This is a genomic window from Erythrobacter sp. RANMB8, from assembly GCF_056848235.1.
Map to the genome: position 1 here is coordinate 1 of NZ_JBREHG010000002.1, position 12,406 is coordinate 12,406.

Genomic DNA, 12,406 nt, shown 5'->3' on the forward strand with positions numbered 1-12,406 from the left:
AAACAGCACCGAGGACGAACCCGCGGAGGCGGGTTCGTAACAAAAGATCCACCGGGCCGCAGGCCCGCAAGGGCGACCGCCCGCCCGCAGGTGCTCTGCCGCGCAGCGGCAGAAACAGCACCGAGGACGAACCCGCGGAGGCGGGTTCGCAAAACAAAAAATGAAAAGGGCAGCTTCGCCCGTCGGGAAGCTGCCCTTGACATGGTCAGCGGCCGGAAGTGCCGCTCACGTAGCCTTACTCAGGCGGATTACCGAGTATGCTCCGTAGGGATCTTCACCGACCTCGCTACTGAACCATGAGACATCGGATCACCTCCTTTCGCGCTTGTGAGCCAGACCCCGCGTTTCACCGGGGGCCGAGAGCCGCGTTCGCCGCTGGCCTCGGGGACCAATGTGAGTCATCGCGGGGGCTTCCACAAGACTTGAAATAATCTTTTCCGCCGTCATACTCACCCCTCGCCGCTGCACAGAGCGGCCCACCGCGCCTGAGGGAAACCTCGGGCGTTTTTCATTTCGGGCGCGGGTGTGGACAGGCTGGGGATGGGCCTGTGGATATTAATGTATGGAATCGGAAGGGCCCTTGTTTGTGTGCCCGCCTCCGCGGGCACATCCTCGGTGCTGTTTCGATCCCTGCGGTATCGAGCACCTGCGGGGCGGCCGCGTGGCCTTGCGGACCCTGCGGGTCCGAAATCAGCGAGAACCGCCCTCGTTCTTTCTAACCCCTGCAATCCTCGATCACCCGGCTGACCTCGGCATGGCTGGGGAGGTAGAGCGGCGGCAGGCCTTCGGTCTCGATTGCGAACCGCCCCTTGCTCAACGCCATCGCGTCCAGCAGGGGATCGGTTGCCGGCAGTTCGGCGGTCATTTCCCGGTCGGACAGGCGGGCAGCGAGGGTGCGGGTGGCGGTTTCGGCGCGCACCGTTACCACGGGTTGCCGTGCGCCATTGTCCGGCAGCGACAGCACGAGGCTGCGGCTGGCCGTGCGGCAACTCAGGCGCAGCAAAGGCATACCGCCCGTGCTCCAGAACCCAGCTTCGCTTCCGTCGCTGTTCGGGCCGTAGCGCCACACGCCCGGCGTTGCGGGCGCGTCGATCCAGCTGTCATAGACGGGAGCCTGCGGCACCGGCGGCAGCGCGGCGGGGGCTGGGGCGGGCGCGGCGTTCCGGACAGGCGGCGGGACGGGTGCCGGTGCCGGTGAGGATGACACGCAGGCGGCAATGCCGAAGGTCAGCGTCAGGGCAGCCGCTTGCTGAAGGTAGGTGGCTTTCATCCCCCCACTTTGCGCGCTAGGGCCTTGTCTTGTCCATGCCCGAACGTTCGCCTCCCACACCCAAGCCCAAAAAGCGCCGCGTCGATCAGCTGCTGGTCGAGCGCGGGCTGGCCGAGAGCCGCGCGCGGGCGCAGGCGCTGGTGATGGCGGGGCTGGTGTTTGCGGGCGAGGTGAAGATCGACAAGCCCGGCCATCAGCTGCCCGAGGACGCAGACCTCGACGTGCGCGGGCGCGATCATCCCTGGGTCAGCCGGGGCGGGATCAAGCTCGCTCATGCGATCGAACATTTCGGTCTCGATCCGGCAGGCGCGGTGGCGATGGATATCGGATCGTCCACCGGGGGCTTTACCGATGTGCTGCTGACCCACGGCGCGGCGCATGTGTTCTGCGTCGATTCGGGCACCAACCAGCTGGCGTGGAAACTGCGCGAGGACCCGCGCGTGACGGTGCTCGAACAGCTTTCGGCGCGGCTGCTGACGCCCGACCATATCGACCGGCCCTGCAACTGGGTGGTGTGCGATGCGAGCTTCATCAGTCTCGCCAAGGTGCTGGAGGTGCCGCTCCGTCTCGCCGCCACGCCGTGCCAGCTGGTCGCGCTGATCAAGCCGCAGTTCGAAGTCGGGCGCGAGGAAGTGGGCAAGGGCGGGGTGGTGCGCGATCCCGCGCTGCATGCCCGCGTGTGCGACGAGGTGCGCGGCTGGGTCGAACGGCTGGGCTGGCAGGTTCAGGGCATCGCGACAAGCCCGATCACCGGGCCGCAGGGCAATGTCGAATTCCTGATCGCCGCCACACGCGGCTGACGCGGGCTGCCCAACAAAAAACCGGCAGCAACCCTAAGGTTGCCACCGGTCTCTTGATCCGTTTCCCGGCTCACACCGGGACCGGCAATCCGTGAAGGATTACTCGGCAGCCGGAGCAGCTTCAGCAGCCGGAGCAGCTTCGGTCGCAGCGGCGTCAGCAGCCGGAGCAGCTTCAGCAGCAGCGGCATCGCCTTCGGCAGCCGGAGCAGCTTCTTCAGCGGCGGGCTCTTCAGCGACGGCGGTGGTGTCGGCTTCGGTGGCAGCTTCTTCAGCCGGCTTCGAGCAAGCGGCGGTGGCGAGAGCGAGGCCGGCGACGGCGACGAGAGCGATCTTCTTCATGGTGTTTTTCCCCTGTGAGGCCGGCACAGCCGACCCGTGATGAGCGTTAAGCGCGTGAAACCTTATCTTCCTGCCGCAAACGCGCCTAACGAATCACGGCAGGAATGTGGCAGCCTCTAGCAGACTGGTTTCGGCCTGCCCAAGCCTTTCGTGATGTTTCCCGGCAAAACTTGTCCGCTTTATGATTGCTGCGCCATCGCGGGCCAGACTGCGCCGGATATGTTGGCGCTGGCGCAAGGCTCTGTTATCGCGCCGGGTCACGGACGCGGGCAGAGTCGCAGCCTGTGCCGTGCAGGAGAAGCCATGAACGTCCTTGCCTCCAAAGAACAACTGCGCGCCAGCTTCCTGCGCTGGGCGCTGTTTCTGGTGCCGTTGATCCTGCTGGTCGGTTTTGCTGCCGGGCAACTTGGCGGGCCCGACACGGCATGGTTTGCCGGGCTGGAAAAGCCCGCGATCTATCCGCCGCCTGCGGCCTTCGGGATCGTGTGGAGCATCCTGTTTGTGCTGATCGGCCTGTCGCTGGCGCTGGTGGCGAGCGCCTGGGGTGCCTACGGACGCGGGGTGGCACTGGTGGCATTTGCGATCCACTTCATCGGCACCCAGAGCTGGAGCGCGGTGTTCTTCGGGATGCAGGACATGCTCGCCGGGCTGATGGTGCTGGGTTACGGCATCGCCAGCCTGCTGGTGGCGCTGGCGCTGGTGTGGCGGGTGCGCCGCGCCGCGGGGCTGCTGCTGCTGCCCTATCTGGCGTGGTTGTGCTTTGCCGGCGTGCTCAACTACCAGTTCATGACCGCCAACCCCGACGGCGGCAATCGCGGCGCAGACGGCGCTGCGACACGCGTGGAATTGTAAGAGCTACCGTAGAATTGGAGCCTCTCGGACGCCAAAGGCGTCCGCAAGCGCGACCGCGCGCCCGCAGCGACGCGACCTTCTGGTCGCATGAGCGAGGAAGATGCTTGATCGCACGATCAAGCATCTCCAAATAGAGAAGATGCAAAGCCAGAACCCGATCATCGCCGATCTCGTCAAACTCGCCAACAGCGCCGCCGGAACCATGGCCGGCATGACCCGCGAAGCCCGCGAAAGCGCGCGCGAGCGGATGCGCGAGGCCTTTGGCGGGATCGATTTTGTCTCCCGCGAAGAATTCGACACGGTCAAGGCAATGGCGCAGAAGGCCCGCGAACAGGCCGATGCGCTGGAAGCCAAGGTCGCCGCGCTGGAAGCGAAGCTCGCCAAGAAGTAAGGCGGGCCGCAGGCGATGAACCTGCGCTGCTCCGCCATTCTGCTCGGCTCGCGTCCGCAGGGCGAGACCGGGGCGATTGCGCGCCTGCTGACTGCTGAAGAAGGTCTGGTCGCGGCCTATGTCGCGGGCGGGCGCGGGCGGCAGATGCGCGCGGTGATGGTGCCGGGCAACCGCATTGCCGCCGAATTCACCACCCGTTCCGCCAGCCAGCTGCCGTTTGCGCGGCTTGAGCTGGAACAATCCCGCGCCGCTCTGATGACAGAGCCGCTTCCCGCTGCCGCGATCCAGTGGGTCTGCGCGCTGGGCGCAGCGGCCTTGCCCGAACGCCAGCCCTATCCCGCGCTCTACGAGGCGCTCGATGCGCTGCTGTCCGCGATCGCCTTTGCCCCTTCGGCCCGCGGCTGGGTGAGCGGGCTGGTGGCTTACGAGACGATGCTGCTGCGCGAGCTGGGCTATGGCGGCGGCCAGCCCCCGGCAGCCGATGACTGGCCCGCGCAGATGCAGGCGCTGGGCGTGCTCGAAGGCCGGCTGGCGCACTACCTGCTTGCAGGGCGGAAAGGCGATGTTATGGCCGCGCGAAAGCTGCTGACCGAGCGGCTGCAACGCATAGCCTGAAAGTGACAGCCCCATGAAAATCGCAGTCCTGCCCGGTGACGGGATCGGCCCCGAAGTGACCGCAGAGGCGGTGCGCGTGCTGGAAGCGCTGGGCCTGCCGGGCCTGACCCTGTTCGAAGGCGACGTGGGCGGCATCGCCTATCGCCGCCACGGCCACCCGCTGCCCGAAGAGACGCTGGCACTGGCGCGTGAGGCCGATGCGATCCTGTTCGGCGCGGTCGGCGATCCTTCCTGCGACGCGCTGGAACGCCACCTGCGGCCCGAACAGGCGATCCTTGGCCTGCGCAAGGCGCTGGGCCTGTTTGCCAACCTGCGTCCGGCAAAAGTGTTCGCCGGGCTGGAGCACCTTTCCCCCCTGCGGCCCGATATTGCCGCCAGCCTCGACATGCTGATCGTGCGCGAGCTGACCGGCGATGTCTATTTCGGCGCCAAGGGCCAGCGCACCACCGATACGGGCGAGCGCGAGGGGTGGGACATGATGGCCTATTCCGCGCCCGAAGTGCGCCGCATTGCCCATGTCGCCTTCCGTGCGGCGGCGGCAGGCGGCCACCCGCTCACCAGCGTCGACAAGGCCAACGTGCTCGAAGCCAGCCAGCTGTGGCGCGATGTGGTGGTCGAGGTGGCGGCGGAGTACCGCCAGGTCGCGCTCGATCACATGTATGTCGATAATGCCGCGATGCAGGTGGTCAGCCATCCGCACCGTTTCCGGGTGATGCTGACCGGCAACCTGTTCGGCGACATTCTCAGCGATCTGGCCAGCGCGGCGGTGGGCAGCATCGGCCTGCTCCCCAGCGCCTCGCTGGGCGAGCGCCAGACCGCCTTCGGCACCTTCGGCCTCTATGAACCGATCCACGGCAGCGCGCCCGATATTGCCGGGCAGGGCAAGGCCAATCCGATGGCGACGATCCTTTCGGCAGCGATGATGCTGCGCCATTCCTTCGGGCTTGAGGCAGAAGCAGCGCGGATCGAGAATGCGGTGGCCGCCGCGCTGGCCGACGGGTTCCTCGGCGGCGATCTGGGCGGCAGTCACGGCACGGCAGCGATCGGCGAGGCGGTGCGCGCGCGCCTCTGATCCGGCCATGCTCGATCTGGCGATCATTCTCCCGACCCTCAACGAGCGGGCAAACCTTGCCCCGCTGGTCGAGCGGATTGCGGCGGCGCTGGGGGACGAGCGTTGGGAAGTGATCATCGTCGATGATGACAGCCGCGACGGGACAGCGGACGAGGCGCGCCGCATCGCGCTGACCGATCCCCGCGTGCGGGTGATCCAGCGCATCGGCCGGCGCGGGCTGGCGAGCGCGGCGATCGAGGGCTTCTGCGCCACCGCCGCGCCCTATGTGGCGGTGATGGACGCCGACCATCAGCACGATCCTGCGCTGCTGCCCGCGATGCTGGCGGCACTGAAGGCGGGCGAGGCGGAAATCGCGGTCGCCAGCCGCTTTGCCGAAGGGGCCAGCACGGCCGACTGGGCCGCACCCGAACGCGAGCGCCTTTCGGCCTTCGCCAACCGGGTGGCGCGCAAGCTGACCGGCGTTGATCTGACCGATCCGATGAGCGGCTATTTCATGCTCGATACCGCCCGTGCCCGCGCGCTGGTGCCGCGGCTTTCGGGGATCGGCTTCAAGATCCTGCTCGATCTGCTGGCGACATCGGATATGCCGCTGCGGGTGCGGGAATTCCCGCTGCAATTTGCCGCCCGCCTGTCAGGAGAAAGCAAGCTGGACCGCGCCATCCTGTTCGATTTCCTTGCCGGGCTTTACGACAAGACACTGGGCAAGGTGATCCCCACGCGCTTTGCCCTGTTCGGCACGGTCGGGGCGCTGGGCGTGATCGTCCACATGGCGGTGCTGTCTGCGCTGCTGTTCGTGTTCGGCGAAGGCTTCATGCTGGCGCAGAGCGCGGCGGTGCTGGTGGCGATGAGCTTCAACTTCTGGCTCAACAACTGGCTGACCTATCGCGACAAGCGGCTGAAGGGGGCAGGGGCGCTGCTGCGCGGCTGGCTGGGCTTCTGCGCGACCTGCGCGGTCGGGGCCTTCGCCAATGTCGCGGTGGCGAGCTTTCTGGAAGGGCAGGGCCTGTTCTGGGCGCTCGCCGCGCTGGCGGGGATCGTGGTGGGATCGGTCTGGAACTACGCCCTGTCGAGCCGGTTCGTGTGGGGGCGGTTTTGAGAGCCTTCGTCATTGCGAGGAGCGCAGCGACGAAGCAATCCATGGCCTGACCTCAAAGGTCGAAGAACAAATCCCGCCAATCAGGATTCGAAGCCTCGATCAACGCAATCTTCGCCTTCCGCGATCCGCCCTTGATCTGCTTTTCGCGTGTGATGGCGTGTTCCATGGTTGAATGCAGTTCGAACCAGACAAGCCGCTTGCAATTGTATTTGGCGGTAAATCCTTCGACCATCCCTTCACGATGTTGCCACGCACGTTTGGGCAAATCCGAGGTTACGCCGACGTAGACCGTCCCGCTCTTGTGGTTTGCCATGATGTAGACGGCAGGTCGGAAATTCGGGCGTCGGTCCATGGATTGGTTGGCCTTCGGCCAGCTGCGCTTCCGCTACGCTCGCAATGACGAGATTACCGCCACCCCGCGATCCACGTCCATTTCGCAAAGGAATCCGCCCCCAGCAGTGGCGCGGCGGCGAGCACCTTGTAGAACAGCGCGAACAGGCCTGCCGATCCCGCCAGCGCGCCCCATGCCCACCACGCCCAGCCCGCCCGCCTCAGGTCGGACAGCGCCAGCGCCAGCGCGGCCAGCAGGAAGAACTGCGGGACGAAATAGTGGTAATAGAACTGCACCGGCTTGGGCGCGATCAGCCACAGGCCGAGCGCTGCGGCATAGCCGATGACCGTGCCGAGCTTCGCCCAGTCACGCTGTCGTGCGCCGCTCGCCAGACACCACGCCAGCGCGGGCAGCCCCAGCAGCATCGTCAGCGGGTTGCCGATCAGCAGCACCCCGCGCTGCGCCCCGTCGACCACTTCGTAAAGATACCAGATGCCCCGCGTGTTCAGCACCCATTGCGGCCAGTTGCTCTGGTAAAGGTGCGGGGTCAGCACCTGGCTTTGCAGGTCGAGGATCTCGCCATGCAGCCCGATCAGGCCGTTCTGCGCCAGCGGCGAGGGGTGGAAGGGCGTCCCCAGCCAGTATCCCGGCACAAAGGTTGCCGCGTAAACCGCCAGCGGCACGATGCCGAGCCACACGAAGGCTTCCACCAGCGTCACCCCCCGCACCGGCGCGCCGCGGCGGCTGAGGAACAGGCGGCGGCGTCCGGCGGAAAGGCGGGCTGCGAAGAAGGCGAGGCCCGGCAGCACCGCGAGCGGGATCGCGTTCCACTTCGCCCCCATCGCGCAGCCCAGCGCAATCCCCGTCAGCGCCAGCCGCCAGCGGCCCTGTTCGGGCTGGGCGCAGGCGGCGGCGAATTGCCATGCGGCCACTGCCAGAAAGCTCGCCATGAACACATCGAGCATGGCGATGCGCGACTGGATGAACAGGTGGAAGCCGGTGGCGAGCAACAGCCCGAAGGCTATGCACGCAAACCGGTCGGCGCTGGCGTGCCACAGGGCGCGCATCGCAGCGAACAGCGCCAGCGTGCCGAACACGAGCGGCATGATCCGCCAGCCCAGCGCATTGTCGCCGAAGAGCCCCATCCCCAGCGCGATCAGCTGCTTGCCCAGCATCGGGTGTTCGCGGTTGAGATATTCGCCGAAGCCGACGTCCCACCACGCCAGCAGTTGCCGTGCTGCGGGGAGGTAATGCACCTCGTCGAAATAGGGCTTGGACGGTGTCGCCAGCTGCCAGCCTGCCACGGCTGCGAAGGCGGCAGCAATCGCGGCGACCCACACCAGCGGATCGCGGGGGTGCACCGGCGGGGCGGTATCATGCGGAGAGGAAGCGTGCGCCTCGGCCATGGCTGGCCAGGGGCTTAGGCAGAGGCGCGCCGGCGGGCAAGCGGGATTATGGCCTCGCCGCCGCCTTGCGCTCCAGCCAGAACAGCCGCGCACACATCGCGAGCAGGGCAATGCTGGCGGTGGCGATGATCGCGAGCGTCCACAGCGGCAGGTTCATGCCCTGTGCGCGGGCGCGCGGGGCGATCAGGAACAGCGCGATGGTGAGCGCGATCAGCAGATCCCACCACACCTGCACGCCCCACAGGTTGCCGGTGTGGTTGACGATCACGGGAACCACGCCCTCGGCCCAGATGGTTACGCCGGTATAGGCCGCAAAGCCGCCCGCCAGCGCCGCCGCCAGCGCCGCGCTGCCGGTGACATCGCGCCGCGCCAGCACCCATCCGATCGCCGCCAAAGCTGCAGCGAGCCCGCCGATGAACAGCGCGGCATAGGGAGTAAGGGCGAGGTCCATCGGCGTGTCTCCGGCAAGTTGTAGCGAGTGCTACGCCCGCTTGTAGCGTGATGTAGCGCCTGCTACAAGGGGCTATGCCCGCGCCCGCCAGAAAGCCGCCGATGACGAAGGACAGCCTGCTGCCCTTGCTGGCCGCGCATGTTCTCGCGCACGGGCTGGGGCAGGCAAGCCTGCGCCCGCTGGCGAAGGCGGCGGGGACATCCGACCGGATGCTGCTCTACCATTTCGGCAGCAAGGAAGCGCTGCTGGCCGAACTCTTGTCCTTTCTGGCGCGCACCTATGCGGGCGCGCTCGACGCGGCGCTTGCGGGGGAGCGGGTGCGGACGCGGGCCGAGGCGGTCTCGCGCATCCTGACCCATGCCCGCAGCCCCGCGATGCGCCCCTTCATGGCCCTGTGGTGGGAGATTGTTGCCGGTGCCGCACGGGGCGTGCCGGGTTTCGCTCCGGCGGCGGAAGCGATGATGGGCGATCTGCTCGGCTGGCTCGAAGGGCAGATGCCCGAAGGTGACCCGGACCCCAGGGGCGGGGCGCGCTATCTGCTCACCGTGATCGAAGGCACGCTGATGCTCGGCGCGATCGGGCATGATCGCACGGCACAAGACGGCCTGCTTGCGGGCGGCCTCGCGCCGTCCTAAAGCCCCGCTCCATGAAGAAGACCACCGGAATGGACCGCGCCGCCACCGCCAGCTGGCGCCCTGCAACCCGTGCCCTGCGCGGCGGCACCTGGCGCAGCGAACATGGCGAGACGAGCGAGGCGCTGTTCCTCACCTCGGGCTACACCTATGACGACGCCCAGACTGTTGCCGATCGCTTCGCCGGCACCGCGCAGGGCATGACCTATTCGCGCCTCCAGAACCCCACCGTCGCGATGCTGGAAGAACGCATCGCGCTGATGGAGGGGGCCGAGGCCTGCCGCACGCAGGCCTCCGGCATGGCGGCGATGACAGCCGCGCTGCTGTGCCAGCTTTCGGCAGGCGATCATGTGGTGGCCGCCCGCGCCGCCTTCGGATCGTGCCGCTGGCTGGTCGATACGCTGCTGCCGAAGTTCGGGATCGAAACCACGGTGATCGACAGCGCCGACAATGCCGCGTGGGAAGCCGCGATCCGGCCCAACACCAAGGTGTTTTTCTTCGAAACCCCGGCCAACCCGACGCTCGACATCGTCGATATGGCGCACGTTTGCGGGCTGGCGCGGGCGCACGGGATCACCACCGTGGTCGACAACGCCTTCGCCTCGCCCGTCTTGCAGCGCCCGATGGAATTCGGCGCGGATGTGGTGGCATACTCGGCGACCAAGCTGATGGACGGGCAGGGCCGCGTGCTGGCGGGCGCGATCTGTGCCAGCCAGCAGTGGATCGACGAGGTGCTGATGCCGTTCCAGCGCAACACCGGCCCGACCATTTCCGCCTTCAACGCCTGGGTGGTGCTGAAGGGGCTGGAAACGCTGCCCTTCCGCGCCCGTCTGCAAAGCGAGAACGCGGTGGCGCTGGGCCAGTTTCTCGAACCGCGGGTGCAGGCGGCAGGCGGCCACCTGCTCCACCCCGGCCTGCCGAGCCACCCGCGCCACGCGCTCGCCACCGCGCAGATGGACGCGACGGGGCCGATCTTCGCGCTCGATGTCGGCACGCGGGCGCGGGCTTTTGCGCTGCTGGATGCGCTGCGGCTGATCGATATCTCCAACAATATCGGCGATGCCCGCAGCCTGATGTGCCACCCGGCATCGACCACCCACGCCGGCCTGACCGACGAAGCCCGCGCCGCAATGGGCGTGACCGAAGGCCTGCTGCGCATCAACGTGGGTCTGGAAGACATCGCCGATCTGACCGAGGACATGGACCAGGCCCTCGCCGCGGCGGGGATGTAAGGGAGCCGCACAATGGCCAAACGCGTTGAACTCGTCTTCGATTTCGTTTCCCCCAACGCCTATCTGGTGTGGTGGCCGCTGCGCGAATTGCTTGACCGTTACGAGGCCGAGCTGGACGTGATCCCCGTGTTCCTCGCCGGGATGCACAAGCTCACCGGCAATGCTCCGCCGATGCACCGCGATGCAGGGGTGAAGGGCAAGAACGAATATGCGATGCTCGAAATGCAGCGCTTTATCGCGAAGCACGGTCTCGACCGCTATCGCCTGCATCCGCAGTTTCCGTTCAATTCGATCCTGCTCCAGCGGATGCTCTACGCCGCCGATCAGGACGGGCGCGGGGTGCAGTTTGCGCAAAGCCTGTTGCGCCCGATCTGGGAGGAGGGGATCGACGTCACCTCGCCCGAAGCCATCGGCGCGGCGATCACCGCAGCCGGGTTCGACGCTGCCGACCTGTTCGCCCGTGCGCAGAGCGACGAGGTCAAGCAGGGCCTTGCCGCCAACACCGACGCGGTGGTCGCGCGCGGCGCCTTCGGCATCCCGACGATGTTCGTGGGGCCGAAGGGCGGGGCGAACGAGATGTTCTTCGGCAAGGAACGGCTGGGCCAGATCGAGGAACTGCTGGCCAAAGGGTAGGGCGGTCTATCGCCCCGCTGTCACCGCCTCGAGCGGCACATCCATCACCGGATAGCGCCGCCAGTCGGCCCAGTCGTAATGCCACCACTCGTTGGCGAGCGGCACGAAGCCTTCGGCCACCATCCAGTCTTCGAGCATCCGGCTTGCCGCCAGCGCCTCTGCGGGTGCAGCGGTGTTGCTGCGATAGGCGGCTGGCGTGAAATCGTCATAGGGGCTGGGCATGGTGACCTCGATGCCGCCGCGGTGCAGCGACAGATCGATCGAACAGCCGCGATTGTGACGCGATCCGGTGCGCGGGTCGGCGACGAATTCGCGCTTTTCGGGCGGGGTTGCCTCCCACATCGCCCTGGTGATGCGCCAGGGGCGATAGGCATCGAAGATCAGCAGGCCGTAGCCTGCCGCCGCGGCGCGGGTCTGCACTTTGGCGAGCGCCTCGGCCACGGGCCGCTGGGCAACCGCGTGCGGCACCGGATAAAGCACCCGCCCCATGAAATTGGCCGGCGTGGCATAGCGGATGTCGAGCCTGAGGCGCGGATCGAAGCGGGCGAGGTCAACCAGATCGGGCGTTGCCGTCGCGGCCGGATCTTGCGGCAGCGCCAGCGCCGGGCGGTCCCGCATGGCGCATCCGCCAAGCATTCCGGTCACGAATGTCGCTCCTATCCCGCGCAACACCGTGCGGCGGGTTGTCTGCGGGGCGGGGCCGGGGGGCAGGGCGATCATGGCAGGGAGACATAGGCCAGCCCTGCCGGCGCTTCCACACAGGATTCTCTCACCCTTGCGGGATACAGCGTGGATTAAGGGCGTTGAGCCTCTTGTAGCGCCCGCGCAATCCGCTACCTTGAGGCACGATATGAAGGAATTCTTCCAGCACGCTGCCACCACCGACGGGGTGACCGTCCGCGTCGCCGTCAATTACCTGCCGGAGCAGTCGCATCCGGAGGCGGGCAAGTGGTTCTGGGTCTATCACATCCGCATCGAGAACGCCTCGCACGAGGCGCTGCGCCTGCGCACCCGCCACTGGCGCATCACCGACGGGCGCGGGATGGTGAACCATGTCGATGGCGAGGGCGTGGTGGGCGAACAGCCGCTGCTCGCGCCGGGGCAGAGCCACGATTACGTCTCCGGCTGCCCGCTGACGACGCCGTTCGGGTCGATGGAGGGGTTCTACACCTTCGAACGCGCCGATGGCTCGCCGGCAGAGGTGCGCATCCCGTTCTTCCCGCTGTCCGCCCCCGAAACCGCCGAAGGCCGGTCTGCTCGCTGAACGCTTGCGGTAGGCCTGCTGC

General features: G+C 67.2%; 16 protein-coding genes. 10 read left to right on the top strand and 6 right to left on the bottom strand.

The features are described 5' to 3' along the window. Nucleotides 1-715 precede the first annotated feature (715 nt). Complete coding sequence (locus tag ACU0AG_RS03015) at nucleotides 716-1,270, bottom strand: hypothetical protein (RefSeq protein WP_482780791.1); 555 nt, start codon at nucleotides 1,268-1,270, stop codon at nucleotides 716-718. Between the two features lie 35 nt (nucleotides 1,271-1,305). On the opposite strand from ACU0AG_RS03015, the gene ACU0AG_RS03020 reads away from it, so the two are divergent. After that, nucleotides 1,306-2,070: a TlyA family RNA methyltransferase gene (locus tag ACU0AG_RS03020; protein WP_482780792.1), complete on the top strand. Its 765-nt coding sequence runs from the start codon at nucleotides 1,306-1,308 to the stop codon at nucleotides 2,068-2,070. Nucleotides 2,071-2,169: 99 nt separating this feature from the next. Here ACU0AG_RS03020 and ACU0AG_RS03025 read toward each other — a convergent pair whose 3' ends face one another. After that, complete coding sequence (locus ACU0AG_RS03025) at nucleotides 2,170-2,409, bottom strand: hypothetical protein (RefSeq protein ID WP_482780793.1); 240 nt, start codon at nucleotides 2,407-2,409, stop codon at nucleotides 2,170-2,172. A 303-nt stretch (nucleotides 2,410-2,712) separates the two neighbouring features. Here ACU0AG_RS03025 and ACU0AG_RS03030 point away from each other — a divergent pair, with 303 nt between their 5' ends. The 5 genes from ACU0AG_RS03030 to ACU0AG_RS03050 all read left to right on the top strand — a co-directional run bounded on the left by ACU0AG_RS03030 (nucleotide 2,713) and on the right by ACU0AG_RS03050 (nucleotide 6,435). Next, nucleotides 2,713-3,261: a TspO/MBR family protein gene (locus ACU0AG_RS03030; RefSeq protein WP_482780794.1), complete on the top strand. Its 549-nt coding sequence runs from the start codon at nucleotides 2,713-2,715 to the stop codon at nucleotides 3,259-3,261. Between the two features lie 139 nt (nucleotides 3,262-3,400). Continuing rightward, complete coding sequence (locus tag ACU0AG_RS03035) at nucleotides 3,401-3,652, top strand: accessory factor UbiK family protein (protein ID WP_482780795.1); 252 nt, start codon at nucleotides 3,401-3,403, stop codon at nucleotides 3,650-3,652. 15 nt (nucleotides 3,653-3,667) lie between these two features. Continuing rightward, nucleotides 3,668-4,267 (top strand): DNA repair protein RecO, encoded by a 600-nt coding sequence (gene recO, locus ACU0AG_RS03040; RefSeq protein WP_482780796.1) that lies wholly within the window; start codon nucleotides 3,668-3,670, stop codon nucleotides 4,265-4,267. Nucleotides 4,268-4,280: 13 nt separating this feature from the next. After that, nucleotides 4,281-5,339, top strand: a complete 1,059-nt coding sequence (gene leuB / locus ACU0AG_RS03045; protein ID WP_482780797.1) for a 3-isopropylmalate dehydrogenase — start codon at nucleotides 4,281-4,283, stop codon at nucleotides 5,337-5,339. 7 nt (nucleotides 5,340-5,346) lie between these two features. Then, a complete protein-coding gene (locus tag ACU0AG_RS03050; protein ID WP_482780798.1) occupies nucleotides 5,347-6,435 on the top strand; it encodes a glycosyltransferase in 1,089 nt (362 codons plus the stop codon). A gap of 52 nt (nucleotides 6,436-6,487) precedes the next feature. On the opposite strand, the gene ACU0AG_RS03055 is transcribed toward ACU0AG_RS03050, so the two are convergent. The 3 genes from ACU0AG_RS03055 to ACU0AG_RS03065 are packed head-to-tail and all read right to left on the bottom strand — an operon-like array spanning nucleotide 6,488 to nucleotide 8,623. Beyond that, nucleotides 6,488-6,787, bottom strand: a complete 300-nt coding sequence (locus ACU0AG_RS03055) for a GIY-YIG nuclease family protein (protein ID WP_482780799.1) — start codon at nucleotides 6,785-6,787, stop codon at nucleotides 6,488-6,490. A gap of 53 nt (nucleotides 6,788-6,840) precedes the next feature. Beyond that, nucleotides 6,841-8,172, bottom strand: a complete 1,332-nt coding sequence (locus ACU0AG_RS03060; protein WP_482780800.1) for a phospholipid carrier-dependent glycosyltransferase — start codon at nucleotides 8,170-8,172, stop codon at nucleotides 6,841-6,843. A gap of 46 nt (nucleotides 8,173-8,218) precedes the next feature. Further along, entirely contained in the window at nucleotides 8,219-8,623 is a 405-nt protein-coding gene (locus ACU0AG_RS03065; RefSeq protein WP_482780801.1) for a hypothetical protein, read from the bottom strand. A gap of 101 nt (nucleotides 8,624-8,724) precedes the next feature. Between ACU0AG_RS03065 and ACU0AG_RS03070 the strand changes: the two genes are divergently transcribed. From ACU0AG_RS03070 to ACU0AG_RS03080, 3 genes are read left to right on the top strand one after another with little or no spacing between them, the layout of a single operon-like run. Beyond that, nucleotides 8,725-9,258: a TetR family transcriptional regulator gene (locus ACU0AG_RS03070; RefSeq protein ID WP_482780802.1), complete on the top strand. Its 534-nt coding sequence runs from the start codon at nucleotides 8,725-8,727 to the stop codon at nucleotides 9,256-9,258. A gap of 11 nt (nucleotides 9,259-9,269) precedes the next feature. Further along, nucleotides 9,270-10,487 carry a trans-sulfuration enzyme family protein gene (locus ACU0AG_RS03075; protein WP_482780803.1) on the top strand — a complete coding sequence of 406 codons (1,218 nt, stop codon included), beginning with the start codon at nucleotides 9,270-9,272 and terminating at the stop codon, nucleotides 10,485-10,487. Nucleotides 10,488-10,499: 12 nt separating this feature from the next. Then, nucleotides 10,500-11,120 (top strand): DsbA family protein, encoded by a 621-nt coding sequence (locus ACU0AG_RS03080; RefSeq protein ID WP_482780804.1) that lies wholly within the window; start codon nucleotides 10,500-10,502, stop codon nucleotides 11,118-11,120. A gap of 6 nt (nucleotides 11,121-11,126) precedes the next feature. Here the strand turns inward: ACU0AG_RS03080 and ACU0AG_RS03085 are convergent, their stop codons facing one another. Next, entirely contained in the window at nucleotides 11,127-11,756 is a 630-nt protein-coding gene (locus ACU0AG_RS03085; RefSeq protein ID WP_482781387.1) for a M15 family metallopeptidase, read from the bottom strand. A 214-nt stretch (nucleotides 11,757-11,970) separates the two neighbouring features. Here ACU0AG_RS03085 and apaG point away from each other — a divergent pair, with 214 nt between their 5' ends. Next, complete coding sequence (apaG, locus tag ACU0AG_RS03090) at nucleotides 11,971-12,384, top strand: Co2+/Mg2+ efflux protein ApaG (RefSeq protein ID WP_482781388.1); 414 nt, start codon at nucleotides 11,971-11,973, stop codon at nucleotides 12,382-12,384. Nucleotides 12,385-12,406 lie beyond the last annotated feature (22 nt).

Bases quoted from the DNA above. Each gene is read 5' to 3' on its own strand.
- ACU0AG_RS03015 (WP_482780791.1), bottom strand. From the start codon at position 1,270: ATGAAAGCCACCTACCTTCAGCAAGCGGCTGCCCTGACGCTGACCTTC.
- ACU0AG_RS03020 (WP_482780792.1), top strand. From the start codon at position 1,306: ATGCCCGAACGTTCGCCTCCCACACCCAAGCCCAAAAAGCGCCGCGTC.
- ACU0AG_RS03025 (WP_482780793.1), bottom strand. From the start codon at position 2,409: ATGAAGAAGATCGCTCTCGTCGCCGTCGCCGGCCTCGCTCTCGCCACC.
- ACU0AG_RS03030 (WP_482780794.1), top strand. From the start codon at position 2,713: ATGAACGTCCTTGCCTCCAAAGAACAACTGCGCGCCAGCTTCCTGCGC.
- ACU0AG_RS03035 (WP_482780795.1), top strand. From the start codon at position 3,401: ATGCAAAGCCAGAACCCGATCATCGCCGATCTCGTCAAACTCGCCAAC.
- recO (WP_482780796.1), top strand. From the start codon at position 3,668: ATGAACCTGCGCTGCTCCGCCATTCTGCTCGGCTCGCGTCCGCAGGGC.
- leuB (WP_482780797.1), top strand. From the start codon at position 4,281: ATGAAAATCGCAGTCCTGCCCGGTGACGGGATCGGCCCCGAAGTGACC.
- ACU0AG_RS03050 (WP_482780798.1), top strand. From the start codon at position 5,347: ATGCTCGATCTGGCGATCATTCTCCCGACCCTCAACGAGCGGGCAAAC.
- ACU0AG_RS03055 (WP_482780799.1), bottom strand. From the start codon at position 6,787: ATGGACCGACGCCCGAATTTCCGACCTGCCGTCTACATCATGGCAAAC.
- ACU0AG_RS03060 (WP_482780800.1), bottom strand. From the start codon at position 8,172: ATGGCCGAGGCGCACGCTTCCTCTCCGCATGATACCGCCCCGCCGGTG.
- ACU0AG_RS03065 (WP_482780801.1), bottom strand. From the start codon at position 8,623: ATGGACCTCGCCCTTACTCCCTATGCCGCGCTGTTCATCGGCGGGCTC.
- ACU0AG_RS03070 (WP_482780802.1), top strand. From the start codon at position 8,725: ATGACGAAGGACAGCCTGCTGCCCTTGCTGGCCGCGCATGTTCTCGCG.
- ACU0AG_RS03075 (WP_482780803.1), top strand. From the start codon at position 9,270: ATGAAGAAGACCACCGGAATGGACCGCGCCGCCACCGCCAGCTGGCGC.
- ACU0AG_RS03080 (WP_482780804.1), top strand. From the start codon at position 10,500: ATGGCCAAACGCGTTGAACTCGTCTTCGATTTCGTTTCCCCCAACGCC.
- ACU0AG_RS03085 (WP_482781387.1), bottom strand. From the start codon at position 11,756: ATGCTTGGCGGATGCGCCATGCGGGACCGCCCGGCGCTGGCGCTGCCG.
- apaG (WP_482781388.1), top strand. From the start codon at position 11,971: ATGAAGGAATTCTTCCAGCACGCTGCCACCACCGACGGGGTGACCGTC.